The sequence below is a fragment of the Asaia spathodeae NBRC 105894 genome (assembly GCF_025994195.1).
Classification (GTDB): Bacteria; Pseudomonadota; Alphaproteobacteria; order Acetobacterales; family Acetobacteraceae; genus Asaia; species Asaia siamensis.
Genome location: NZ_BAPY01000026.1, coordinates 210,979 through 236,088 on the forward strand (window position 1 = coordinate 210,979; position 25,110 = coordinate 236,088).

The 25,110-nt window shown below is 59.2% G+C and carries 18 protein-coding genes and 1 tRNA gene; 10 read left to right on the forward strand and 9 right to left on the reverse strand.

Annotated elements, in window-relative coordinates; all coding sequences use genetic code 11:
- Nucleotides 1–184 precede the first annotated feature (184 nt).
- Nucleotides 185–1,774, forward strand: coding sequence for a Hint domain-containing protein (locus AA105894_RS10335; protein ID WP_267311628.1), 1,590 nt, complete (start codon nt 185–187; stop codon nt 1,772–1,774).
- Between the two features lie 268 nt (nt 1,775–2,042).
- On the opposite strand, the gene AA105894_RS10340 is transcribed toward AA105894_RS10335, so the two are convergent.
- On the reverse strand, nt 2,043–2,279 hold the full coding sequence (locus AA105894_RS10340) for a hypothetical protein (protein ID WP_267311629.1): 237 nt from the start codon (nt 2,277–2,279) through the stop codon (nt 2,043–2,045).
- 111 nt (nt 2,280–2,390) lie between these two features.
- Between AA105894_RS10340 and AA105894_RS10345 the strand changes: the two genes are divergently transcribed.
- Genes AA105894_RS10345 through ggt form a run of 3 tightly spaced genes read left to right on the forward strand, consistent with a single transcriptional unit; the run spans nt 2,391 to nt 8,790 of the window.
- Nucleotides 2,391–4,922, forward strand: coding sequence for a TonB-dependent receptor plug domain-containing protein (locus AA105894_RS10345; RefSeq protein WP_267311630.1), 2,532 nt, complete (start codon nt 2,391–2,393; stop codon nt 4,920–4,922).
- Nucleotides 4,909–6,978, forward strand: coding sequence for a M1 family metallopeptidase (locus AA105894_RS10350; protein ID WP_267311631.1), 2,070 nt, complete (start codon nt 4,909–4,911; stop codon nt 6,976–6,978). Before AA105894_RS10345 ends, AA105894_RS10350 begins: the two co-directional genes overlap by 14 nt.
- 15 nt (nt 6,979–6,993) lie before the next feature.
- Nucleotides 6,994–8,790 carry a gamma-glutamyltransferase gene (gene ggt / locus AA105894_RS10355; RefSeq protein ID WP_267311632.1) on the forward strand — a complete coding sequence of 599 codons (1,797 nt, stop codon included), beginning with the start codon at nt 6,994–6,996 and terminating at the stop codon, nt 8,788–8,790.
- Between the two features lie 85 nt (nt 8,791–8,875).
- Here the strand turns inward: ggt and AA105894_RS10360 are convergent, their stop codons facing one another.
- Genes AA105894_RS10360 through AA105894_RS10370 form a run of 3 tightly spaced genes read right to left on the reverse strand, consistent with a single transcriptional unit; the run spans nt 8,876 to nt 11,418 of the window.
- The gene (locus tag AA105894_RS10360) at nt 8,876–9,727 is read right to left on the reverse strand and encodes a hypothetical protein (RefSeq protein ID WP_188425471.1); all 852 of its coding nucleotides are present in this window, start codon (nt 9,725–9,727) and stop codon (nt 8,876–8,878) included.
- Nucleotides 9,724–10,731: a ferritin family protein gene (locus AA105894_RS10365; protein ID WP_267311633.1), complete on the reverse strand. Its 1,008-nt coding sequence runs from the start codon at nt 10,729–10,731 to the stop codon at nt 9,724–9,726. Before AA105894_RS10365 ends, AA105894_RS10360 begins: the two co-directional genes overlap by 4 nt.
- An 18-nt stretch (nt 10,732–10,749) precedes the next feature.
- A complete protein-coding gene (locus AA105894_RS10370) occupies nt 10,750–11,418 on the reverse strand; it encodes an ATP-dependent Clp protease proteolytic subunit (RefSeq protein WP_188425469.1) in 669 nt (222 codons plus the stop codon).
- A 183-nt stretch (nt 11,419–11,601) separates the two neighbouring features.
- On the opposite strand from AA105894_RS10370, the gene AA105894_RS10375 reads away from it, so the two are divergent.
- The 6 genes from AA105894_RS10375 to AA105894_RS10400 all read left to right on the forward strand — a co-directional run bounded on the left by AA105894_RS10375 (nt 11,602) and on the right by AA105894_RS10400 (nt 18,248).
- Nucleotides 11,602–12,603 (forward strand): hypothetical protein, encoded by a 1,002-nt coding sequence (locus tag AA105894_RS10375; RefSeq protein ID WP_267311634.1) that lies wholly within the window; start codon nt 11,602–11,604, stop codon nt 12,601–12,603.
- Nucleotides 12,604–12,702: 99 nt separating this feature from the next.
- Nucleotides 12,703–13,908, forward strand: coding sequence for an LL-diaminopimelate aminotransferase (locus AA105894_RS10380; protein WP_267311635.1), 1,206 nt, complete (start codon nt 12,703–12,705; stop codon nt 13,906–13,908).
- Complete coding sequence (locus AA105894_RS10385) at nt 13,905–15,218, forward strand: homoserine dehydrogenase (RefSeq protein ID WP_267311636.1); 1,314 nt, start codon at nt 13,905–13,907, stop codon at nt 15,216–15,218. The genes AA105894_RS10380 and AA105894_RS10385 overlap by 4 nt, the downstream gene beginning before the upstream one ends.
- A gap of 84 nt (nt 15,219–15,302) precedes the next feature.
- On the forward strand, nt 15,303–16,295 hold the full coding sequence (gene glpX / locus AA105894_RS10390; protein WP_188425466.1) for a class II fructose-bisphosphatase: 993 nt from the start codon (nt 15,303–15,305) through the stop codon (nt 16,293–16,295).
- A gap of 21 nt (nt 16,296–16,316) precedes the next feature.
- Nucleotides 16,317–18,125 (forward strand): single-stranded-DNA-specific exonuclease RecJ, encoded by a 1,809-nt coding sequence (gene recJ / locus AA105894_RS10395; protein ID WP_267311637.1) that lies wholly within the window; start codon nt 16,317–16,319, stop codon nt 18,123–18,125.
- Nucleotides 18,126–18,172: 47 nt separating this feature from the next.
- A tRNA-Glu gene (locus AA105894_RS10400) sits at nt 18,173–18,248 on the forward strand.
- A gap of 903 nt (nt 18,249–19,151) precedes the next feature.
- Here the strand turns inward: AA105894_RS10400 and arfB are convergent.
- From arfB to AA105894_RS10425, 5 genes are all read right to left on the reverse strand, one after another.
- Complete coding sequence (gene arfB / locus AA105894_RS10405) at nt 19,152–19,574, reverse strand: alternative ribosome rescue aminoacyl-tRNA hydrolase ArfB (protein WP_267311713.1); 423 nt, start codon at nt 19,572–19,574, stop codon at nt 19,152–19,154.
- Nucleotides 19,575–19,633: 59 nt separating this feature from the next.
- A complete protein-coding gene (locus tag AA105894_RS10410; protein WP_306414309.1) occupies nt 19,634–20,398 on the reverse strand; it encodes an EAL domain-containing protein in 765 nt (254 codons plus the stop codon).
- 586 nt (nt 20,399–20,984) lie between these two features.
- Nucleotides 20,985–22,334 (reverse strand): inorganic phosphate transporter, encoded by a 1,350-nt coding sequence (locus AA105894_RS10415; RefSeq protein ID WP_267311638.1) that lies wholly within the window; start codon nt 22,332–22,334, stop codon nt 20,985–20,987.
- Between the two features lie 341 nt (nt 22,335–22,675).
- The gene (locus tag AA105894_RS10420) at nt 22,676–24,091 is read right to left on the reverse strand and encodes a sugar porter family MFS transporter (protein WP_188425460.1); all 1,416 of its coding nucleotides are present in this window, start codon (nt 24,089–24,091) and stop codon (nt 22,676–22,678) included.
- A 9-nt stretch (nt 24,092–24,100) separates the two neighbouring features.
- A complete protein-coding gene (locus AA105894_RS10425) occupies nt 24,101–25,108 on the reverse strand; it encodes an asparaginase (RefSeq protein WP_267311639.1) in 1,008 nt (335 codons plus the stop codon).
- Nucleotides 25,109–25,110: the final 2 nt, after the last annotated feature.

Here is a 25,110-nt window from a genome sequence, read left to right on the forward strand (position 1 = left end):
CAGTTCAGCACCGCCGGCCCGGAAAAGACCCGGATAGAGTTAATTCCTGTGATTCTAAACCACGCAATATTATTTTTTTTATAAAAACGTTAATTGCTTAATTTGTTGTATTATCTGTTTGCATAATCCTTTTTCCTTCGCACAATCTCCCGAATATAAATAATCAAAAAGAGAGAACCGGACGATGGCCCAAAAAGGTGTAATCCAGACCGACGATACCATCACCGTCACTGACGCTTACGATACTGTCTATGTGCAGGCGAGCTTTCTGCAGGCTGGTGGCACGCTCAATGTTGAAAATGCTTCTCACGTCCTGATCATCAACGATCTCGGGGCAAGCCCGGCCTATCTCACAGCTGGCCAGATCAACATTCAGGGCAATGCCTATGTCGAAAGCCAGGTCATCATGGCCAGCAACAGCGTCTCGGTGAATTTCTCGGGTGATTACAGCATTCTCCAATATGCGGCGGGTCAGTTCACCTCTGGCCTGACTGCTTACCCGACTGTTTCAGGCTTCAATGAGACATCGAAAATCATGATGTCGGATTTTCCGGCTGGCACCTATCGCATCGGGCTTACCGGCGCGTCGGGCGGTAGCGCGGCAACCCGGCTGGAGTTCTATTCAAATGTCTCCCCCGGCGCATCCCTTTCGATTCCTTTTGGCACAACGATCACCTCCAATTATGCTACCGCCCCTCATGGGGAACCAAACGGCACGGCCTCTTTTGCGGTGACACAGTGCTTTCTGGCGGGGAGTCTGATCGAGACGGTTCTGGGCAGCGTCGCTGTCGAAGATCTGCGTATCGGTAGCCAGGTGCGCGTGTTCGGCGATCAGCAAGACACGTCTCGCATGGTGATCTGGACCGGCCGCAGAACCATTCTCTCTGCCGAAGAGGGCTATCCGGTACGGATCAAAAAAGACGCCTTTGCGCCGAATGAACCGTCTGCCGATCTTCTGATCACGGGTGAGCATTGCCTGTGCATCGACAACGCCTTCGTGCCTGTACGCATGCTGGTGAACGGACAGTCGATTGTGCTCGATACGCAGACACCGTCCTATGAGGTGTTTCATATCGAACTCGCCCGTCATTCCATCATCAGGGCCAACAACCTTCTCTGCGAAAGCTATCTGGATACGGGCACCAAGGAGAATTTCACGAGCGTTTCCGGGTCGGACTCCCTTGTGGCCCTGCATATTCCGCAGCAGAAAACCTGGGGCAATGACAGCGCCCTCCCCCTGCGCACAGAGAGAGCGTTTGTCGAACCGATTTATCGTGGTCTCTGCGACCGCGCGCAGGCTCTTGGTATGGCCGCCGAGATGCCTGTTGTCGCAGCGACAGAAGAAGCCGGCATCCATCTGGTCACCGACAAGGGCGAAAAAATCTCCTCAGACCGGATCAGCGACAAACATCACATCTTCGTTCTACCGCCCGAAATATCCTTCGTGGATCTCGTGACGCGCACCGGCAAACCATCGGAAATGATCGGTCCGTTTGTCGATGATCGCCGCGCACTGGGTGTTCTGGTCGGCGATGTGACGCATTTCTGCGCTACAGAAACCCACCAGTTGCGGGCACATCTGACGCAAGAGACAGCTTCTGGCTGGCATACGATCGAAAATAACCGGACACGCTGGACGGCCGGATCAGCCCGGATCGCGCTCAACGATGCCGATACCTCGGACAGCTCGACGCTCAGCATCGAGATCGTATCGACCAGCCTTTACCCGGCTGAATCGGACATGACTGCAGCAGACTGCCGCGCAGCAGCCTGACCTGTGCGCCTTGCCGGTAATGCTACCGGCAGGGCAAGCCTGCCTGCGGCTCAGAACCGCAATCCGGTCAGACAATGCTGCGGAAAAAGAGGGAATGACCTCCGCTTGCAGCATCTATCAACGCAAACCGGGCTGATGCCGCTATTCCACCCCCGGAACGGCACAGCGCAAAGCCCTGCCTTCAAACCGAGGCGCGCTTTCCAGACCAATAATCGACACAGGTGCAGAACCTGGTCTGAAAACAGGGGCCGCCATTCCCCATGGCCCCCTACTCATGCGCTTTTTGCCAAGGCTTACCCGCCTCTTGTAAAGCGGGAGCAGCAATCATGGCATCTCTATCGTATCGCACCGTCATAGTAACGCCTCCCGAATCTGATGAGAGAAATTCTCCCATCACCGAGAGGATAACATCATTATTTGTATATGAGATATTTTCATACAGCACATTCAATTTATAAATTCTTATATCCCAAGAAAATATTTTGACCGTAATCAAATTCCACATCCAATGACCTAGTTACATAATGTTTCTTTTTTGTTTGTTGATCAAAGCACTTGCATATGATCGGATATTACGAAATCGTATCGTGTCGATAGCGTCCTGAAAGTCGAAGAAATGCCAAGAAAGCGGACTGTTTCCAGAAAAACCCTCGCCTTTGCACTCGTTTCATCAACCGCCCTGTTTCAGGGGTTCGGACTTCCGGCTTTCGGCGCAGACACGATTTCAACCTCCACAAAATCGCATAAACACCGCAATCATGCCGCAGCACCCGGTGCCGCACAAAAGCCGACGACAGCGCAAGCGGCCCCTGCCGCCTCGCCCCGGAAAAAGAAGGCGGCGCTGGCTGCAGCCGATGGTGGGAACGAAGCCATCATCGTGACCGGCACGCGCTCGTCCAACCGACGCGTTCGGGACAGCTCGTCTCCCATCACGCTTTACACACAGGCCCAGATGGAGCGCACGGGCGAGCTTAACCTCGCCAGTGTTCTGTCACGTCTCGATCCGTCCATCAGCGTCTCTGCACTGGGCAATGATACGGCGGCCCTGACCTCATCCGTTCGTATGCGCGGACTATCGGCCAATGAGGTTCTGGTGCTGGTTGACGGCAAGCGACGCAATATCACCGGCAACATGGCGGGTGGGACCACACCGGTCGATCTCAACATGATCCCGGCAGGGGCCATCGACCATATGGAAGTGCTGCGCGATGGCGCCGCCGCCATGTATGGGTCTGATGCCATCGCCGGTGTGGTGAACATCATCACCAAGAAAAGCGCTCACGGCATCCATACCTATGCCCAGACAGGCGCCAACGCCTATAATGGCGACGGGTGGCAATATCTGATCGGTGCCGATGGCGGCCACAAATGGGGTCAGGACGGCTTCGTCTATATTTCGGGCCAGATTTACCACACCGATCATTTCGTGGCCGATAACAAGAGCACGCGTGACCATCGCTGGACTGCCAGTTCGACCTGGCCTGCCAATTCGAACAAGATCGAAAGCACGCCCGAAGAAACGCGTGAAAACCTCTCGATCGAATGGGGCAAGGATATTGTCGAGGGCCTGCGCACCTACGGGCTGGTCACCTATGCCCATCGCCACGCCGAAGCCTATGAGAATTATCGCCTCCCCGGGGCCTCGGCACCGACCACGATCTACCCCTATGGTTTTTCACCTCTGGAAACGATCGACGAAAACAACTTTCAGGCCAATCTTGGCCTGAAGGGCGACGATCTTTTCGGCTTCAGCTGGGATCTGAGCACGCTTTACGGGCAGGATGACGACGATATCGGCGTCAAGAACACCTATAATTCCAGCTATGCCAATGTGTATGGCTATTCCCCGACGACCACGCGCGCGGCGACCTACAGCATGGCCCAGTGGACGAGCAATTTCGACATGCGCCGCAATTTCAATGTCGGCATGGCCACCCCCATGACGTTCGCCATGGGCGCCGAACACCGTCTCGAAATGTACCATGTGGGCGCGGGCAATGACGCCTCCTATCTCTATGGCGGCACATCCGGCTATGCAGGCATCTCACCCGTCAGCGCGGGCGAATGGCAGCGTAATGTCTGGGCCGGTTATCTCGATGGCGATTTCCACCCGCTGAAGCACTGGGATCTCGATTTCGCCGGTCGCTTCGAACACTACACCGATGCCGGCAACACCGAGACCGGCAAAATCACCACGCGCTATGATTTCACACGTCGCATCGCCATCCGCGGCACGATCAGCACCGGTTTCCGTGCGCCGACACTGGCCGAGGAGCATTACAGCTCGCTCAGCGTTTCTCCGACAGGCGCTTCCGGCCTGCTCGGGGCCAACAGCACTGCGGCGCGCTCCATCGGGGCCTCATCGCTCAAGCCTGAGCGGTCAACCAGCGCTGAGGGCGGCATCGTGCTGGAGCCGATCGACCGGTTCCACATCTCTGCCGATGTCTATCAGATCAACATCCGTGACCGTATCCTGGCCGCATCCAGCATCGCAGGCACATCGGCTCTCGAAGCCATTCAGGCGGCCGGTGTCGATATCGCAACAGGCGGCAGCGTCTCTCTGAGCAATATCAAGGCCTATTACTACGCCAACGCAGCCAGCACCCGCACGCAGGGTCTGGATATCCAGAGCGATTACCGCTTCCTGCTGCATCGCTACGGCTCGCTCGATCTCTCCCTGCTGCTCAACCTGAACCGCACGGTGGTGAGCCATCTCAACACCAATATCTTCGGTAATCCTTTCGCCAACGCCCAGACGCAGGCTTCGGCGCAGGGCGTGCCGCGCTCGAAGATCATCCTCAATGCGCATTGGGATTACGGCAAATGGGGGGTCAATATTCGCGAGACGCGCTTTGGCTCCTACAAGACCCTGCTTACCTATGAAGATCTCGCACCGTCTTCCGTCCGCTACTCCACCACCACCTTCCTGCCCTTCGAAAACACGCCTGTCTGGACCACCGATCTCGAAGTGGCCTATCGCGTCAACAAGCACTGGCGCCTGGCGATCGGCTCGAACAACATCTTCAACCAGCGTCCCCGCATGGTGCCCGCTGTCGTGAATTATCTCGGGCCAAAGATCTACGACTCAGCCTCTCCGCTTTCCATGACCGGCGCCTATTATTTCGGTCGTGTCGATGCGAATTTCTAAGCCGCTTTGTCGGGCGGCGACAAAGCCCATTCTCAAGGCCAGCGCTGCAACAGGGCTGGCCACCCTGCTTGTCGCAGCAGCACCTCCTCCGGCCCAGACAGGGCCAGAGCAGGAGCCAAAGCCCGCGCATATCTTCGCGCCTATCGACTATCCGACCGCGATCAACCGCTATCGCTCCGCTGATGGAACGCCCGGCCCCGATTACTGGCACAACAGGGCGGATTACCGCATCGATGTCGCGCTCGATGCCCCTGCCCATCGCCTGACCGGGCAGGAGACCATCACCTATTCCAATAACAGCCCCAGCACCCTGAACGTGCTTTGGCTGCAGCTTGAACAGAATATCTATCGCGAGACCTCACGAGGCGCAGCCGCCATGCCAGCGCGCTTCAAGGCACACGGCCACACAGAGGGGATGCAGATCGACCGTGTCGCGCTGCTTGACGCGCATGGAAAGGAAATTGCTGTCACGCCGCTGATTTCCGACACGCGGATGCAGATCGCCCTCCCCACCCCGCTTGCACCTGCCAGCACCGTGAAATTCACCGTATCATGGCATTACGAAATCCCCGGAACCTGGGGTGGTCGTACAGCAGTCACCCCGTCGCGGAATGGGGATATTTTCGAAATTGCCCAGTTTTATCCGCGCATAGCCGTTTTTGACGATCTGCGTGGCTGGGACACGGCTCCCTATCTGGGTGGCGAATTCTATCTCGATTACGGCGATATCGATTATCGCGTCACGGTGCCGTCAACTTTCCTCGTTGTCGGATCGGGAGCGCTCCTCAACGAGAAAGACGTCTTGACGGCGCAGGAACGCCAGCGTCTGGCGCAGGCACGCGTGAGCGAAAAACGCGTGCTGATACGCAATCAGGCCGATATCGAAACTGCCTCCCATCTATCGGCGAACGGCACCCGTAGCTGGCATTTTTTCATGCCCAATACGCGCGATGTGGCCTTTGTTGCCTCTGCTGCCCTGCTCTGGGATGCGGCGAAGCTCAATCTGCCGCCTGTAGCTCCAGCCCCGGGGCTGAAACCCACACCACGACTGGCAATGTCGGTTTACCCCGTAGAGGGCATCGGCCCACAGGCCTGGGACCGATCGACGGAATATGTGAAGCACAGCATCGAGTATTTCTCGTCGAGCTGGTACCCCTATCCCTGGGCCACAGCGATCAATGTCGGCGGTCATGGCGCCGGAATGGAATATCCCGGCATCGTTTTTGACGGCATGCAGGACCGCGACGCCAAGCTCTTCTGGATCACCACCCATGAGCTGGGCCATGGGTGGTACCCCATGATTGTCGGCAGCAATGAGCGCCGCCATGGCTTCATGGATGAAGGGTTCAACACCTTCATCGACTCCCTCGCCTCCCGACATTTCAACAAGGGAGAATTCGCCCCCAAGCAGGATGGCGAATATGCCCCCGACACGGGCAAGCCAGCAGATGACATCGTCAAAATCCTGAAAGACCCTGTCTATGACCCGCTCATGACCTCATCCACCATTCCGGGTCATGGCAATCGTCATGCCATGGCCTATTTCAAGGCTGCCTACGGGCTCGAATTGCTGCGCAGCCAGATCCTGGGGCCGGAACGCTTCGACCGCGCCTTTCGCCATTACATCGCCGTATGGGCCTACAAGCATCCGACCCCTTCGGATTTTTTCCGTCTGATGGAGAGCGATGCAGGTGAAGACCTCTCCTGGTTCTGGCGCGGCTGGTATTTCGAGAATCGCAGCCCCGATTATGCGCTCGATGCCATCGATTATACCAACAAGGACCCGAAAAAAGGCGTCTCGCTGACGATCAGCAACAAGGGGTGGCTGCCTTTGCCGGTCACACTTGCCGTCACCCGTGAGGATGGCAGCGTCGAACGCATTGTTATTCCGACAGAAGTCTGGAGCGGCGGCAATACCCATGTCGTGACACTCAAAGGCGGCAGCCCCGTGCGGCGCGCCAGCCTCGACCCGGATCATGCCATTCCTGATATCGATCGCAGCAATGATGCGCTCAGCCCGGCGCCACACCCCTCTTCACCCGCTTCTTCTCACTGATTTCAGGACCGTCTTATGTCTTTCCCTGCCTCAACGCCGGGCCGCTGGCGTCAGCTTCTGTCCGCTTCCGCCCTGTCCTGTGCCGTCACGCTCTCGCCCCTCGGCTCTGCCCAGGCAGCACCAGGTGGCGACGCGCTCAATTTTGGCGGCGCCGCGACCAGTCGCCCCCCTATTCCCTCGACGCAGGGCGCGCATGGCATGGTGGTCTCGGCGCAGCATCTGGCGTCTGATGTCGGGGCAAAGATCCTGCATGACGGCGGAAATGCTGTCGATGCCGCTGTTGCCGTGGGCTACGCGCTAGCTGTGGTCTATCCGGCTGCAGGCAATATCGGTGGCGGCGGGTTCATGACCCTGCACACACCGGATGGCAAAGCCTTTTTCATCGATTTCCGCGAACATGCTCCGCTTGCTGCCACCGAGACGATGTATCAGGACAAGGACGGCAAGATCATCAAGGGGCTCTCGACCATCGGATGGAAATCCGTGGGCGTGCCCGGCACGGTGGCCGGGCTTGATCTCGCACTGAAACGCTGGGGACATCTGACACGGGCTCAGGTCATGGCACCCGCCATCGCTCTGGCCGGTGAAGGCTACGTGCTCGAAGAGAATGACGTTCATCTGCTGAACACCTCGACCAGGGCCTTCATCAACGATCCCTACGCCTCGAAAATCTTTCTGCGCGCCGACCGCCAGCCCTTCACGATTGGCGAGCGCTTCAGACAGACCGACCTCGCCCGCTCGCTTCAGGCCATTGCCGACAAGGGACCGGACGTCTTTTATCGTGGCTGGATTGCTGAAGAAACGGTGCGCGTCAGCAAGGCGAATGGTGGCCTGCTGACCATGGCCGATTTCGCCGCCTACAAGCCACGAATCATGGCGCCCATACGGTGCAGCTATCGTGGCTATCAGATCGATACCGCCCCCCCGCCGAGTGGCGGCGGTGTGGCATTGTGCGAAATGCTCAATATCCTGTCAGGCTATGACCTCAAATCCGAAGGGCTCTACAGCGCGCGCTCGACGCATCAGGAAATCGAGGCGATGCGTCACACCTATTCGGACCGGCGCGATCTGGGCGACCCGGCTTTCGTCAAAAACCCTGTGGCTCATCTGATCGACCCGGCTTATGCCGCAAAAATCCGCGCTGCCATTCCAGCCGAAGATGCGGTGCCTTCTTCCAGCCTCGTGGCTGGCGACCCGCAGCCCGAAAAGCGCGAAACCACGCAATACTCGATCATGGATCACTCGGGTTATGCCGTCTCGGTCACCTATACGCTCAATGGCTGGTTCGGGGCGAAGGTCATGGCAGGCAGCGCCGGATATTTCCTGAATGACGAAATGGATGATTTCTCGTCCAAACCCGGTGAGCCGAACATGTTCGGCATTGTCGGCAGCAAGGCCAATGCGATTGCTCCCGGCAAGACGCCGCTCTCTTCCATGTCGCCCACCATTCTCTCCCGAAATGGCAAGGCCATCATGGCCATTGGCAGCCCGGGCGGCTCACGCATTCCCACCATTACCCTCGCGGCGATTCTGGGTGTGGTCGATTACGGCATGACCATTCAGGAAGCGGTCGACATGCCCCGCATTCACGAACAATGGCAGCCAGAAGCCGTCGAGATCGAACCCGGCGCCCTGTCGGAACCCGTCATCGCCACCCTGCGCGCTCATGGCTATACGATTGAGACGCATCAGCCCTGGGGCTCAGCCGAGGGCGTTCTTGCTGGAGGTGCCAAGCTGGGATCACATCCCGACGGGCAGTTCTACGGCGGCTATGATCGTCGTCATGCAGGCGGTGGCGCGACAGGAGAATAAACGGGACGCCCCTTCCCCTACCCAATTCAGGGTTTCCAAAGGGCGACCGCCCTTTGGCGGGGGATGGGACAGAGCCCCAAGCCTGTTAGCGCGAAAGGCCGCGCCCTTTATCCCACAGGCGCAACCCGCGCAGCGCCAGATCGGCAATACCGGGCAGCAGGCGAGGCTGCATGAGACCGGGGTCGAACGCCGTCATGCGACGGGCGTTTTCGCGGTAGCAATCTTCGACAAAGCCGCGAAACGAAAAGCCGTCGAGAAAGAGATTGGTCTGGGTGACGGCAAAATCGCGCCCGTCATTGGGCTCCTGCCCACGACGCACCATGCCCAGAAGGCGGCTGAGCGCGCGCAGATAGAAATGCAGCGATTTGAATGACCGCCTTGCGCGACCAAGGCCGCGACGCTTTTCACGCCAGGCCATGTAGTTGATGAAGAAGACGATATGACGTGTCTCTTCGAACATCAGGATGTCGAAGATCTCGAACATCTTCTCGGGCAGAAACTGCGACTGACGCGCGCTCTTGAAGGCACCAAAGCCCAGAAAGGCGTCGAGACATTCGCCAAAGCCGAAATCGATGAAGGCTTTCTCGAGATCGGCCGGGAATTTCTCGATCGGCTGCTTCTGGGCATCAAGACCGTAACGCTCGATCATGACGCGAATCAGATCGGCATGACGCGCCTCTTCATAGCCCTGAAGCCTGACAGCCTCCTTGACTTCAGGGTCGATGATCTGGGGTGTGAAGGCATCGACAATCGCCCCGGCCCGGCGCTCGGTGTGATACACCTCCTGCCAGAACGGGACCGCACGGAGCCGGGACAGTTCTTCTTCTGTCAGTTCGGGCCATGGCAGGGTTTCGGGGTCGAAAACCTGATGGGTGTCGATGAACTGCTGACAGAAATAATGCTTATGGGCTTCTGATCCCGGCTCGATCACACTCATGCAGGGGCGTGCTGCGCTTTATGCCCAAGGCGCGAACGCACGGCATCGGACGCCTTGCCCCACAGACGATAGGCAGCCAGCCCGGTCTTGACGAGTGTCGGCGTTGTGGTGGGACGCAGCAGACGGTGGTCGTAACCAGAGAAGCGACGGTCGTTTTCATCGAGGCAGAGCTGCATCAGCTCAGGCACCTTGATGTCGATATCTGTCATGTCCTTGGCGCCGGTCACGGTGAAATTATTGTCCTGCGTGTGCTCGTTGCCTTCGGAATCGATCGAACGGGCCAGATCCATGCGCTCATACGCAAGGAAAGCCCACACGCCGAGAACGCGCGCTTCGAAAACCGGGCGCTTCCACCAGGGCATGGTGGCGCGATGCCAGGCCAGCCAATTGGCAAAGAGCAGGATATGACGGCATTCTTCCTGCATGACCGGCTCAAAGGTCTCGATCAGCTCCATCGGGAAGAGACCGGCGCGCTCGGCCAGAGCAAAGAGGCCGAAAGCGAAGAAGCTGTCGACGCATTCCGAAAACCCGGTGACCAGATAGGCCCATTCCGTGTCTTTCGGCTCGATATAGGGCGGCTCGGGCGCCATCGGGATGTTGTAGGCCTCGACCAGCTTGGAGAGCACCTCCTTGTGGCGGTTCTCCTCCCAGGCATTGCGACGCAGGGCGTCCTTCATGTCGGGGTCGTCGATCATGTCGGCATAGGCCGCCATGCGCAGACGGGCCTTGCCTTCGGTCTGCACCGCAATGTCCCAGATAGGCAGGGAGGTAATGCGATGCAGGGTCTCGGGGTCGAGCTTCGGCCATTCGATGACCGAAGGCTTATAGGGGTTGAAGGTCTCCCTGAACATGTCGGCCACGGCACGCTTGTGTTCCTCGGTGCCCGGCTTGAGCGGGCCGGGAATGGCGCTACTCCAGTGACGGGCTTCGAAATCGGCCTTGGCCAGGGTCTTGTCTGACGGCGCATCGGGAAGATGGCTGTAGAGATCTGCAAGACGAGACATGAGAGAGATTTCCTCTTCTTATTCCTTGATATCGCTCATTTTCGAAATGACGCGCGAAACGAGCCCATAGGCAATGGCCTCTTCTGCGGACATCCAGTGATTGCGGTCGGTATCCTTGGCGATCTTCTCGTAGGACTGACCGGTCTCACGGGCGAAAAGACGATTGAGGCGCTCGCGCATCTTGATGATTTCGCGCGCTTCGATGTCGATATCGGTTGCGGGACCACGCACACCGCCCATCGGCTGATGGAGCAGGAAGCGCGTGTTGGGCAGGCACAGGCGGCGCTCGGGTCGGCCAGCAGCGAAAATAAGCGCGCCAGCAGACGCCACCCAGCCCGTGCCGATCATGTTCACAGGGGCAACGGAATCGACAAAGCGGATCATGTCATGAATGGTATCGCCACTCTCGACATGACCACCCGGTGAATTGACGTAGATATCGATCGGCTTGTCGGAGGCGCCAGCCAGAGCCAGCAGGCGGCCGGTCACGTCGCGGGCGACCTTGTCGTTGATGCCGCCGAAAATCAGCACCTTGCGCTGTTCGAAGAGTTTGCCTTCGATCTCGGCACCGGGCGGCTTCTCAGCCGCTTCCTTCTGCTCGGGCGCGTCGGGGGACTGCGGATCGGGCTCTTCATCGTCGAGACGCGGGGTGAGACGGGAAAGATCCTGGGGTGTCATACCACGCATGCTGGGGTTCCTATGTCGGTGGAGCCTGTTCATCCCTTATATGTTGCGCTCGATAGGCGCCCCTCACAAGAGCCCCCCCGATTTTTGCTCCAAATCAAGCATCTCGCCAGAGAAGGCGGGAAGGGTTAGGGTGGCGCCAGCGCGGGAAAACCGGACAAGAAACGCAAGGGTCGATCAGAAGACATGCAGAAAACAGGCTGGCTGCGAACAGGCTTTGCCATGACGGGCATCATGACACTGGCCGCCTGTGGGCACAGAGACGCCGTCGATACGGTCGGCAACTGGTACAACCAGTATCAGGGTGGCGAGATTGCCAAGCAACGCCCGCCTGCGCCCGGAGCCCATGGTGACTATCCGCGTGTCGGTCTGACACCTAGAACGTCTGTCGATCTGCCCAGCGCGCAAGCCCGTCAGGCCCTGACTGCCCGCATGACGCTCCAGCGCAATCTGAGCCAGCATGTCGTCGTTGCCGACGGCCCGCTGACGATTGCCGCCCCACCGCCGCCGCCGAAACCACGCCCGGCCACGGATGAAAACGGCTCATCGATGAGCGTCACGGCCCCCGGCCAGACGCCCCCTGCAACGCCGACAGCAACGGCCGCCGATACCCCGGCCAAACCCGCCGGTACGGACAAGCCCGCCCAGCCTGCTGCGGCTTCCAAAACCCCGCAAGCAAAGCCCGACAAGGCCAGGACAGCAGATGAGCCCAAACCTGCCCCAGAGGCAGCTCTGCCAGAGGTCACCCGCTTCGCGCCGCCGCCCATCAAGCCGGGAGAACTTCCCCAGATCGGCGATCTGCCCCCCGTTGCGCCCAGTTTCCCGGGTTTTGCCATCCCTCGCGATGCAGCACTGCCCGATATCGCCCCGCCCGCCTATGACCTGACAGAGCCTCACGGCACGCTGATCCGCTTCAACCAGGCATCGGACCAGATGGCGAGCGGACAGGATGGCGTGATCGGCAAGGTATTGGGCGCGCGCGGCCCGCACGACATGATTTTCATCAAGGGCTTTGGCGAGATCACCTCCTTCCAGCCTGCCGAGCAGGTGCTCGGGATCAAGCTGGGCCTGCTGCGCGCACGCGCTCTGGCACAGACCCTGATCCTGCGTGGTGTACCGGCGTCGGATATCCGCATCAGCGCTGGCGCGCTGGGACGCGGCGCGAGAATTGACCGCTCTCCCTACTGAGGAAGGTTCCTCCGGTTCTGGAATCGGGTTAGTGAAGATTGTCGGAGTCGCCCTGACTCCGGTAATTTTATTTCAACCCTGTGCCCCCGAGCCCAAAAAATGACCGAAGAGTTCCACCGCATCCGCCGCCTGCCGCCCTATGTCTTCGCCGAGGTGAACAAGGCCAAGGCCGCGGCCCGAGCGCATGGTGAGGACATCATCGATCTGGGCATGGGCAATCCCGACAGCCCGACACCGCCCCATATCGTCAAGAAGCTGGTTGAGACCGTGGCCGACCCGCGCAGCCATCGCTATTCGGTCAGCCGCGGCATTCCCGGCCTGCGCCGTGCGCTGGCAGGCTATTACGAGCGCCGCTTCGGTGTGGATCTGAACCCCGAGACCGAAGTCATCGCGACTCTTGGTTCCAAGGAAGGTCTGGCCAATCTGTCTTCGGCCATCACCAGCCCTGGCGATACGATTCTGGTGCCGAACCCGTCCTACCCGATCCACCAGTTCGGCTTCATCATCGCAGGTGCTTCCGTACGCTCTATTCCAGCCACACCGGATGAAGACATGCTTCGTGCGCTCGAACGCGCCGTACGTCACTCCGTACCCAAGCCGACCGCGCTGATCGTGAACTTCCCCTCCAACCCGACGGCGTTCACGGCCTCTCTGGATTTCTACAAGGAGCTGGTGGCTTTCGCCCGGCGCGAGCAGATCTGGATTCTGTCCGACCTCGCCTATTGCGAGATCTATTTCGGTGATGAACCGCCGCCGTCAATCCTGCAGGTGCCGGGAGCGAAGGATATTGCTGTCGAGTTTACCTCGCTGTCGAAGACCTACTCGATGGCGGGCTGGCGCATGGGGTTTGCCGCAGGCAATCCGCATCTGATCCAGGCCCTGACACGCATCAAATCCTATCTCGATTACGGCGCCTTTACCCCGATTCAGGTTGCCGCCGTGGCCGCGCTGAGCGGCCCCCAAGATTGCGTGGCCGAGATCCGCGACATGTATCGCGAGCGGCGTGACGTGCTGATCCGCGGGCTGCATGCCGCCGGATGGGATGTTCCCTCGCCGCAGGGGTCGATGTTCGCCTGGGCGCCCATCCCCGAGCGCTTTGCCGAGATGGGCAGCGTCGATTTCAGCAAGCTCCTGCTGAGAGAAGCCGGGGTGGCCGTGGCGCCGGGCCTGGGCTTTGGCGAATATGGCGAAGGCTTCGTTCGTATCGGTCTTGTCGAGAACACGCAGCGCCTGCGTCAGGCAACGCGCGCCATCAAGACCTTTCTCAATAAACATGGTGTCAAACAGGCAGAGGCAGTTTCGTGAACGGTCAAACTCTTCATCTTGGTATCGCTGGTCTCGGCACGGTCGGGGCTGGCGTGGTGCGACTGCTGCGTGAAAATGCCGAGGCCATTACCGCCCGCGCCGGGCGGCGTATCAAAGTGGTGGCCGTTTCGGCGCGTGACCGCAATCGTGACCGCGGCGTCGATCTGTCGGGCCTGACCTGGCATGACAACGCCATCGACCTTGCTGCCGACCCGAAGGTCGATGTGGTGCTGGAACTCATCGGCGGTGCAGAGGGCTCTGCCCGCGCCCTTGTTGAAAAAGCCCTGAGTGCCGGCAAGCCGGTCGTCACGGCCAACAAGGCGCTGCTTGCCATCCATGGCGCAGCCCTTGCCACGCTGGCGGGCGAGAACAACACATCGCTCCTGTTCGAAGCATCGGTTGCTGGCGGCATTCCGGCCATCAAGCTGGTGCGTGAAGGTCTTGCTGCCGATCATCTGCTGCGTGTTGGCGGCATTCTGAACGGCACCTGCAACTACATCCTGACCGCCATGCGTGAGACAGGGCGCGACTTCGACGATATCCTCGCCGAGGCACAGGCTCTGGGCTATGCCGAAGCCGACCCCACGACCGATGTCGATGGCTGGGATGCGGCGCACAAGCTGGCCATTCTGGCCGGTCTGGCCTTCGGTCGGCCCGTGCGCTTTGACAGCCTTCATGTCGAGGGCATTCGCAACATCGCCGCCTGCGACCAGGCTTTTGCGCGCGAAATGGGCTATCGCATCAAGCTTCTGGGCAGCGCGCGCAGTGACGACGCAGGCCAGATCGAGGCGTCGATGCGCCCCTGCATGGTGCCGCAATCAGCGCCGATCGCCAATGTCGACGGTGTGTTCAACGCTGTTCTGACAGAAGGCCGCTTCAGTGGCCCCATGCTGATCGAGGGGCGTGGCGCCGGCGCTGGCCCGACGGCCAGTGCGGTTGTGGCCGATGTGATCGACCTTGCCCGTGGCACGGCGCTGCCTGTCTGGGGCATGGCACCACAGCCCGAAATCGCCTGCGCACCGCGTGAAAGCCTGCGCGGGCAGTATTATCTGCGACTGTTCGTACAGGATCGTCCGGGTGTCGTTGCAGACATCACGGCAGCCCTGCGCGACTATGGGGTTTCGCTTCGCGCCCTTTCGCAGCACGCCGCGGAAGAGGCCAGTCAGCAATCATCTTCACAGACGGTTGTACCGCTTGCGCTTGTCACACATGAAACCAGCGAAGCGGCCATGCTTTCCGTTCTGACGGCCCTGAAACCGCTTGAAACCGTCATCGGCACTCCACTGCTCATGAAAATCGAGACTGTGTGATGTGGCAAAGGCGGCACATCCCGGCATAACAGGGCGTGTCGCAATTCCGGCTCAGCTGGATAGAGTACAGATAGGATTTACCGGATGCCTTTCTCTCCTAAGTATAAAGTGACGGATCGCAACCTCGCGCTCGAACTCGTTCGCGTAACCGAGGCAGCAGCCATCTCGTCATCGGCCTGGACGGGCCGTGGGGAAAAGAACGAGGCTGACGGTGCGGCCGTTCAGGCCATGCGGGCAGCGTTCGACACAGTGGCGATCGAGGGGACGGTCGTCATCGGTGAAGGCGAGATGGATGAAGCGCCGATGCTCTATATCGGTGAAAAAGTGGGCGCTGGCGGGCCGAAGATGGATATCGCCGTCGACCCGCTTGAGGGCACCAATCTCTGCGCCAAGGATATGCCGAACGCCATGACGATGGTGGCGCTGGCTGAAAGTGGCAATTTCCTCCATGCTCCTGACATCTATATGCAGAAGCTGGTGGTTGGCCCCAACCTGCCGGACGATCTGATCGACATCGATGCCCCCATCGAGACCACGCTGCGTGACCTCGCCAAAGCCAAGGGCAAGGATATTTCCTCCATCACCATGTGCGCCCTTGATCGTGAGCGCCATGAGGAGCTGATCGCCCGCGCCCGTGAAGCTGGCGCCCGCGTCATGCTTCTGACCGATGGCGACGTTGCCGCCGCCATTGCCGCCTGTATGGATGAGAGCCGCGTGGATATCTATGCAGGTTCAGGCGGTGCGCCGGAAGGCGTTCTGGCCGCTGCTGCCGTGCGTTGCGTCGGTGGCCAGATGCAGGGCCGTCTCATGTTCGAGGACGAAAGCCAGGTCGAACGCGCACGCTCGATGGACCCCGGCAATGACCCCACCCGCAAGCTTGGCCTGCATGACATGGCGCGTGGTGACGTTCTGTTCTCGGCCACGGGTGTGACCACCGGCACATTGCTGCGTGGCGTACGCTTCTATGGCCCGACCATTGCCCGCACGCACTCCATCGTCATGCGGTCGAAATCGGCCACGGTGCGCTTCATCGAAGGGCGTCATGATTTCTCCACCAAGACGTGGGCAGGTCACTGATCCCGAACTATAAGGGGGCGTATGTCTGACGCCCCCTCCCTCATCGCCTCACCAGAACCGGTTCTTTCGGTCCATTCCAGCGGTAGCGGAAGAGCATGGGTCTGGCGCGAGGAGAGCCTCGCCACTGGCGATGGCCGACTGGCTTTGGCCATGGCGCAACGCGCCGCCATTCCTGAAATCCTGGCCCGTATCCTGCACAGCAGGGGCGTCGAGGCCACCCGCGTTGCAGCGTTTCTGGACCCTCGTCTGCGTGACTGGCTGCCAGACCCTTCCTGCCTGCGCGGCATGGATGAGGCCTGCAACAGAATTGCCCAAGCCGTCAGAAATGGCGAGACGATCGGTGTTTTCGGCGATTATGATGTCGATGGCGCCTGCGGCACGACCATCCTGACCGAAACCCTGCGCGATCTTGGCTGCGCGGTGCATTTTCATATTCCCGACCGGCAGAAGGAAGGGTACGGCCCGAACGGGCCCGCGCTGGAAGGACTGCGCGAAAAGGGCGCTACGCTTCTGATCTGCGTCGATTGCGGCACGGCAGCAGTGTCTCTGCTCGACCGTCTGCGTGAGGGCGGCGATATTATCGTGCTGGATCACCACAAGCCGGATGGGGCTGTTCTGCCCGGCTGCATCGTGGTGAATCCCAACCGTCTCGACTGCGATTCAGGGCTTGGGCATCTCTGCGCCACGGCTGTGGCCTTTCTGACCCTCATCGCCACCTGCCGCAGTCTCAGGCTATCGGGCTGGTTCGACACTCATGAAGAACCCGCCTTGCTGCGCAAGCTCGATCTGGTTGCGCTGGCGACAATCTGCGACGTCATGCCGTTGCGCGATCTGAACCGGGCCTTTGTCGCGCAGGGGCTGCGCGTCATGGCGCGCGGGGAAAGGCTGGGGCTCGCCACGCTGGCCTCTGTCGCTGGTGTCAAAGAAACGGCAAGCGCCATGGCCTGCGGCTTTGGCATAGGGCCACGCATCAATGCCGGAGGACGCATCGCCCAGGCCGAGCTGGGTGTGAAGCTTCTGCTGAGCGATGATGCCTTTGAAGCCCGCGCCCTGGCCGAGAAGCTGGACGAGATCAATCGTCAGCGCCAGACCGTCGAAGCCGATATCCTGACCGAGGCCTACCAGCAGGGCGACGCCCAGCTTGAGGCAGGCCATGCCGCCCTGTTTCTGTATGGCGAGAACTGGCACCCGGGCGTTGTCGGCATTGTCGCCAGCCGGGTGCGCGAACGATGCAATCGCCCCGTTCTGGTGGGCGCCTTGCAGGATGGCCTGATCAAGGGATCAGCCCGCTCTGTTCCTGGCATCGATATCGGAGCCGCCATCATCGGCGCCTGTCAGTCAGAGCTGCTTCTGACCGGTGGTGGCCATGCCATGGCGGCAGGCTTTTCTCTTTCCGCAGAAAAGGCTCCGGCATTTCATGCCTTTCTGGACGATTTTCTTGCCGAAGCGCGCGAACGGCCCCGTCATGACTCGCTCTGCATCGACGGCATTCTGAGCCTGCGCGGCGCCACAGCCGAGATCGCTACCCAGCTTGCCCGGCTCGGTCCTTTCGGGGCTGGCCATGAAGAGCCGGTCCTTGCGATCAGCCGTGTTCGTGCGGTCAAGACAGAGCGCATCGGTCGTGACGGCAACACGCTGCGCGTGATCCTTCAGGGCGAGGACGGCGGCAGACTGCGCGGGCTCGTCTTCAGAGCTGCCGACAAGGCATTTGCTGCCTTGCTTGAAGACCGGTCCATGCCTGTTCTGCACGTGGCTGGGCAGCTGCGCTGCGAGCAATGGCAAGGTCAGGACATGCTGAGCTTTTTTATTTTGGATGCTGCCACGATTTAGGGTTGACCCCTCCCCCCCGCTGGGATAATCAGCCGCTCACGCCTCCAGTCCCGTTCGTCTAGAGGCCTAGGACACCGCCCTTTCACGGCGGTAACACGGGTTCGAATCCCGTACGGGACACCACGGCATTTATCGCAGTTTTCTGCGAAATCTAGCCGGTTAGATGCACAATCCTGATTTACCAAAATGTTGATTTTAAGCCATTCCTGAGCCAATCAGGGAATTATGGCTCTTTGGTATCAAGGGCTTCGCATGAGCGAATCTGCAAGATCAGGCATCGATCCAGCCACAGGTAAACCGCTCCCAAAAGGGGGCTGGTATCGTAGCGTGGACCAGTATCAGGCCCGCAAGATGATCGATGGCAAACGCCTAAGTAAAGACCTTTGCATCCTCAGCTCCGGCTCGTCGCTGGCTCACTGAAAAACGTGCATAGGTCGATCTACGCCAGTTCAAGGACACATCGTCCTCCGACAAGATTCCTCTCAGACGATTGGTGGAGCACTATCGCGACGAATGCATGGCTCATCGCGAGGCGGACCACACTCGCCATATCCCAGCCCTGCTCGATGACCCTGTCGTTGATGTCACGCTGAGCAAATAGCGGTCAGCAGACGTTCGGGCCTTTCGCGATCGCATGTTATCGGACGGCTATGCGCCAGCCACCGTGGTCAAGCGGCTTAATCTTCTCGCCAGCATCATGCAGCATGCGATCAGTGAGTAGGATATCTATACGGTCAATCATGCTTCGGCCAGGGTTGTAATACGGCCGCAAGGCGCTGACAGGAAGCGTAACAGGCGATTGGCCTTGCTAGACTATGACAGCACTCACCAGAGTGAATATGACCGCCTCGTAGAGGTTGTTTCGGCCTTTGAGCATGCGGACGATGTATGGCTTGTCAGATGATCGATCAAGCAAGCCTGCCGTTCACATAGGACGCAACGAAAGGAGTGGATGAACGGCGGTCTTTCCACTTTGCGGCGCATATGTTCGAAAAATGGATGCTCTCACGAATCCAACCGCGGGTTTCAGTCTTCCCGGGGCGCAGCCCGTCCGCGCTTGATCCCCGCGCGGTGGGATTTACCGTCCATCCGCCGCGCGCGCGCCGCTCGGCCCGGACGCGTGGGTACCCGGAAAGCCCGACGATGGGCGGCTTCGCGGATCATTGTAACCAGACGTTCGATCGCATCTTCGCGATTGCGGATCTGCGTGCGGAAGCGCCGGGCCGTGATGACGACCACGCCGTCTCGCGTTGCCCGGCTACCGGCGATCTCCAGCAGCCGCACGCGCACCCGTTCTGGCAGAGACGCGGAACGCGCTGCATCAAATCGCAGTTGCGCTGCAGTTGCTACCTTGTTGACGTTCTGCCCGCCGGGCCCGGACGCCAGGATATAGCTGACCTCAAGCTCTCTTTCGGCAAGGGACAGGCCGGGGAGAATGGAAATTGCCATGACACACCCCATAGCATATCGCACCACGAAATGCCCGTATCCCTGCTCCTGACGCCCGGTCAGTGAACCATGGGCAACTCTGCGAGAGCCGGTTTGGCGTAGACATAGCCTTGCTGCAGCGAGATGCCGATTTCAGAAAGAACGCTGGCTTCTTCGGGTGTCTCGACCCCTTCGCAGATCGGTGTAATGCCCAAACCGTCAAGCATGGCCACTGTATGGCGCATCATGACCTGTTTGACGGGTGTCGTATCGATGTCACGGGAAAGGCCCATGTCGAGCTTCACGTAGTCGGGCTGAAACCGGGCAAGAAGGTTGAGGCCAGCATATCCGGCCCCAAAATCATCGATTGCCGTCTTGAATCCCATTGAGTCATAGCTCTGCAGAATATGGAGCAGGTGTTCCGTATCGACAGCCTCGTTTTCGCAAAATTCGAAGAGGATGTTTGAGGTGGGAAAATTGACGCGTTCGGCTGCCTCAAGGGTCGCACCGATACAGGCGCTGGGTTCGTAGACAGCATTGGGCAGGAAATTGATCGACAGATAGGCGCCCTGCTCGGCGAGCCCCAGCTCTGCAGCCAAAGTGATCGCGGTAACACGGCATTTTTGATCGAAGGCATAGCGATTTTTGGGCGTGACCTGCGAGAGCACTTCGTGCGCTCCAGCCCCGTTAACACCACGGACAAGCGCCTCGTACGCAAAGACGCGACGGCTAGAAAGGTCTACGATAGGCTGGAAGGCCATCGTAATCGGCAGATCGAACCCGGCATCGTCGCTGCATCCTGTGCAGAGTTTACGCTTACCTCGAGACCAGAATGGCGCAATCATCGAGCAAAACCCCCCTGCATTCAGATTTGCGAGTTGCCGAACGCGGCAAAGGGTCACGGGTTCGTGAAACTCGCTACTCAAGACAAAAAAATGCTCCCCCAATAACGGATGTTTTTCCACAGAAAGCCTCCACTATCTGGCGGTATTCATATTTAACAATAGAATTTAAATAAAACAATAATATCGAAATCATGAAAATAGTTATTTTATCATCAACAAGCTGTTTGATAGAAAAAAATAAATTCCTTACGGATTCATTGCGACCGTTTCTCTATCCCAATTGTAATATTTCGGTTTTCGAGACCGACCGCTCCACTCAATACTTTCATGATGGGCTCGCTGTGCGGCAATTCTTCAGCATCATGGGTGTTTATATCGCATGCGCGATTTTTACGGCCGTCTATCGTCCACCACATGTCCCGAGGCGGCTACACCCGCGCCGCCCGGAAATAATCCTGTCTTTGCCGGGTCAGCCTCTAAGGCGCATTTCGCGGGTGCCTGAACCGGCGTTTTGCTCTAGCGGCATTGTCGTCACTCTCATGAACCTCTGAGTATCGAAACACCCCAGCACTGTCCGGAGCGCCTCTTAGTCCAATACGTAAAAAGCGCAGGCGGCAACTGTGATCGTGACAGGCAGGGTAAAGATCCAGGCCAGGGCAATCTTGGTCAGCATACGCATATTGATGCCCGAACCTGCGGCGACCATCGTGCCCGCCACGCCAGAGGTGATGATATGGGTGGTCGAGACCGGCAGGCCCGTATAGCCCGCAGAGGCAATCAGCCCGGCACCAACCAGTTCAGAGGCCGCGCCCTGAGCCGGAGTAAGGTGGCGCTTGCCAATGCCCTCACCAAGCGTTTTGACGATACGCCGGTAGCCAATCATGGTGCCAATCCCTAGGCACAACGCACTCAGGACACGGACCCAGTAAGGCGCATATTCGACAGTAGGGCGCAGCTCCTTCGCAAGACGGCTACTCGTCGCCTTCTCGCTTCCTGAAGAGGCCGGGTTGGCACTGACATCTCTCAGCCCGGAGAGAATTTCATAAACATCGCCACGGATCTGCGCCGGGGTCGCAGGGCCTTCAACCCTGGAAAGGCTGTCGATTGCCGCCAGAGCATCCGGCTTGAAACTGTAGCGGTCATATTGCTCGATCAGCGGGCGGGCCTGCTGGGCTATCTGCGCCAGCTGGACGCGATCTACCGGATGATCGGGATTCATGGCAAAGCTGGCAGGCATCAGACCGATAATGGTCAGCATGATCAGACCGATGCTTTTCTGCCCGTCATTGCTGCCATGCGAAAAGCTGACCGACGTACAGGTCAGGATCAGGAGGGCCCGCACGATGGGGTTGGGGCTCTCATCCGGTTTGGGGGGCGTGAACAACGCGGGCATCTTGATCGCAAAGCGGATGATCAGATAGAGCAGCCCGGCCAGAAAGAAGCCGAGCAATGGCGAGATCGCCAGAGCACGAAGCACTTTCCAGATCTGCCCCCAATCGACACTATGGCCCAGATCGCGCGCATGAACGAAAGAATCCCCGATCGCAATCCCGATAAGCGCGCCGATGGTGCAATGTGACGATGAATTGGGAATACCGAACCACCAGGTGCAGAGGTTCCACGCCAGAGCCGTACCGAACAGCGATACCAGCATCGGCACTGCCGGGTTGCCATTGGGCGGCGTCAGAACATCGGGGGGCAGCAGCTCCACCAGCGTATAGGCTACAGCAATCCCGCCAAGCAGCACGCCCAGCAGGTTCATCAGCCCGGACCAGATGACCGCCACACGTGGCTTCAGCGAATTGGTATAGATGACTGTGGCGACAGCATTTGCCGTGTCATGAAAGCCATTGGCAAATTCAAAGACGCAAACCAAGACGAAGCAGATCGCCAGCATGACAAGCGAGCCGGTAGAGGAAGGGGCGAACTGAAGCATATGTTTGACAGCCTTCGCGTAAAAACTTTCCTAATTTCCGGCATTTGTCCGCTCTCGCAAAGAGAAGCATGTCAAATTTCTTATAAACTTCATCTTTTCTGCAGTCAGAGACTATGACCAGACCCTGCTGCGGCGCAGCCACGCTTTGGGAAAGACGCCAAGGGGAGGCCCCTCGTTCGGAGAACGAGGCAAGAGCCGGCATCGCTCTGTCTTACGGCGATGCCGGGAAAGGTAGGGGCCCTGCCCCACACCCGGCCGAAGGGCGATACCCTTCGGAAATCAGTATCATGGAAAGAGAAGGGAAAACCCTTCCGGCTGGCGGGGCAAAGCCCCGCGCGATGTCAACGTCCGAGCTTGCGCAGTTTTTCGCCTGCCATAAGACGCTTCTCAATAACTTCCAGCGACATGCCCTTGGTCTCCGGGACGAAGAGGAAGGTAAGCAGGATGAACGAGGCGTTCAGACCGGCAAAAAGCCAGAACGTGCCTGACGTCCCGAAGGTGTTCATCAGCGTCAGGAAGCTGGCACCCACCACCATGTTGGTAATCCAGTTGGTGAGCGTCGAGAGCGAGATACCAAGATTACGACCCTGCATGGGCTGAATCTCGGAGCAAAGCACCCACATGAGCGGCCCGGCCGACATGGCGAAACCCGTGCAGAACAGCAGCAGCAGGAAGATGGCGATGAATTTCGACGTCTCGCCGGACATGTCTGTGTTGAGCAGCACGGCAAGCGCGGCCATACCCAGCGCCATGACCGAAAAGCCGATATAGAGGATGGGCTTGCGGCCCCATTTATCGACAAGGCCAACCGCGATGAACGTCGCGAGCATGTTCACCAGACCGATAATGGCCGTGCACCACATCTGCGACGTGGCATCGAACCCGGCGCTGGAAAGGATCTTCGGCGCATAATACATGATGATGTTGATGCCGGCGAGCTGCTGCATGGCCTGCAGCATGATGCCGAGCGCGATCGAGCGACGGAAATTCGAATTGGTCTTGAGCAGTTCGAAGCCATGCTGCTTGATTTCGAGCTGCTCGCGGATGGCCTTGATTTCCTTGGCGGCTTCGAGCGGGTCTTCGCGCAGCGAGAGCAGCACTTCACGCGCTTCCTTGTGACGCCCCTGCATGATCAGCCAGCGGGGGCTGTACGGCAGGAAAAGCACGCCGATCAGGAACAGCGCAGCCGGAATGGCAGCCACGCCGAACATCCAGCGCCAGTCACCTGAATAGGAGAAATAGGTGTTGGATAGAAAGGCGAGGAAGATACCAACCGTCACCATGAGCTGATAGGTCGACACCATGGCGCCGCGTGTCGCCTCACTGGCGATTTCCGACAGATAAAGCGGTGCCGTGAAGGCAGAAATACCGACAGCCAGACCCATGACCACACGGAAAGTGATCATGGAAGGAATGGACCAGCTGAGGGCGCAGCCGATCGAACCGATCACGAAAATCGAGGCACCAGCGATGAGCGACCGCTTGCGACCCAGCGCATGCGACATCCAGCCCGCAGCAAGTGCGCCAACAGCGGCACCGGCCATCATGGAGCTGACCACCCATTCCTGAGCGAAGGTCGAGGCATGATATTGTTTGGCGAAGAAATCGAGCGCGCCAGCGACAACGCCGATATCCAGACCGGACATCAGACCGGCAAGGGCTGCCAGTACGCCGATGACCAGGATCTTGAATTTTGTTGCATCGAAAACCGACGCCAGTACGCCTTCCGTATTTCCGGCATCTGAATCTATCGCCATGGGTTGGTCTTATCCTTTTCCGGCGGCACGCAGGGTGCCGACTTCGCGTCCATTCCAGTTTTTCATCACCTGATGCGACAATCCGGTCAGCACGGCGCGGTCTGAATCAGACCAGCCAGCCTCGTCGAAGCCGAGCAGAAGCGAGGCCAAAGCCACCTCTGCCGCCCGGTTCGCGCCATCATCGGTCTTGATCGCTATGCCCAGCCCGAGTTCGGGCAGAGACGCGACCATCACCCCTTCTGCACCCATCTTGCAGAAGATTCGGTTACCGAAATGCGCCATCAATGTCGTATCGAAACGCCCGCTCCCTGCCACCATGAAGGGCTCGGACGCGACAGCAGAACGCAGACGTGCGGCTGCCGACGCATGACCCGATGAAAAATTTCTTCCAGTACCAAAACGGGCAAAACCCGTGGCCAACGCCGAGAGGGGAATGGCGTAGGTCGGCATGGAACAGCCATCGAGACCGCGATTGGCCTCATTATGTGGGACAGATGTCGCCATCACAAGCGCATCGGTCACTTGACGCTGCGCCTCATGCCCGGGGTCGATATAACCGACCGGGTCGAGGGACTGGTCGATCGCCAGACAGATCAGCCCTGCATGCTTGCCCGAGCAGTTGTTATGCAGGGCTGTCGGCGCGGCACCCGAGGCGGCAAGGGCGTGGGCGGCCTTGTCATAGGTCGGCCAGTGGGCACCGCATTCCAGACAGGTGAGGGTTTTGCCTGCCTTGGCCAGCATGGCCGCAGCGGTTTCGGCATGGCGAGGCTCGCCGCCATGAGAAGCGCAGGCGAGCGCGAGTTCGGCATCGCTCAGACCCAGACGATCGGCAGCACCGGTCTCGACCAGAGGCAGGGCAAGAAGAGCCTTGACCGTCGAACGCGGAAAGACCGCCTTGTCGATGGCGCCATGCGCCTGAACGACCCGGCCGGTATCGTCCATGACGGCAATTCGACCAAGATGCAGGGACTCGATGCGTCCGCCACGCGTGACTTCAGCGAGGGCGATATCGTCCATGA

Coding starts and splice junctions, on each gene's coding strand:
- AA105894_RS10425 (WP_267311639.1), bottom strand. CDS start 25,108: ATGGACGATATCGCCCTCGCTGAAGTCACGCGTGGCGGACGCATCGAG.
- AA105894_RS10370 (WP_188425469.1), bottom strand. CDS start 11,418: ATGCGTGGTATGACACCCCAGGATCTTTCCCGTCTCACCCCGCGTCTC.
- AA105894_RS10375 (WP_267311634.1), top strand. CDS start 11,602: ATGCAGAAAACAGGCTGGCTGCGAACAGGCTTTGCCATGACGGGCATC.
- AA105894_RS10340 (WP_267311629.1), bottom strand. CDS start 2,279: ATGTGGAATTTGATTACGGTCAAAATATTTTCTTGGGATATAAGAATT.
- ggt (WP_267311632.1), top strand. CDS start 6,994: ATGTCTTTCCCTGCCTCAACGCCGGGCCGCTGGCGTCAGCTTCTGTCC.
- AA105894_RS10380 (WP_267311635.1), top strand. CDS start 12,703: ATGACCGAAGAGTTCCACCGCATCCGCCGCCTGCCGCCCTATGTCTTC.
- AA105894_RS10415 (WP_267311638.1), bottom strand. CDS start 22,334: ATGCTTCAGTTCGCCCCTTCCTCTACCGGCTCGCTTGTCATGCTGGCG.
- AA105894_RS10335 (WP_267311628.1), top strand. CDS start 185: ATGGCCCAAAAAGGTGTAATCCAGACCGACGATACCATCACCGTCACT.
- recJ (WP_267311637.1), top strand. CDS start 16,317: ATGTCTGACGCCCCCTCCCTCATCGCCTCACCAGAACCGGTTCTTTCG.
- AA105894_RS10410 (WP_306414309.1), bottom strand. CDS start 20,398: ATGATTGCGCCATTCTGGTCTCGAGGTAAGCGTAAACTCTGCACAGGA.
- AA105894_RS10365 (WP_267311633.1), bottom strand. CDS start 10,731: ATGTCTCGTCTTGCAGATCTCTACAGCCATCTTCCCGATGCGCCGTCA.
- AA105894_RS10345 (WP_267311630.1), top strand. CDS start 2,391: ATGCCAAGAAAGCGGACTGTTTCCAGAAAAACCCTCGCCTTTGCACTC.
- glpX (WP_188425466.1), top strand. CDS start 15,303: ATGCCTTTCTCTCCTAAGTATAAAGTGACGGATCGCAACCTCGCGCTC.
- AA105894_RS10420 (WP_188425460.1), bottom strand. CDS start 24,091: ATGGCGATAGATTCAGATGCCGGAAATACGGAAGGCGTACTGGCGTCG.
- AA105894_RS10350 (WP_267311631.1), top strand. CDS start 4,909: ATGCGAATTTCTAAGCCGCTTTGTCGGGCGGCGACAAAGCCCATTCTC.
- arfB (WP_267311713.1), bottom strand. CDS start 19,574: ATGGCAATTTCCATTCTCCCCGGCCTGTCCCTTGCCGAAAGAGAGCTT.
- AA105894_RS10360 (WP_188425471.1), bottom strand. CDS start 9,727: ATGAGTGTGATCGAGCCGGGATCAGAAGCCCATAAGCATTATTTCTGT.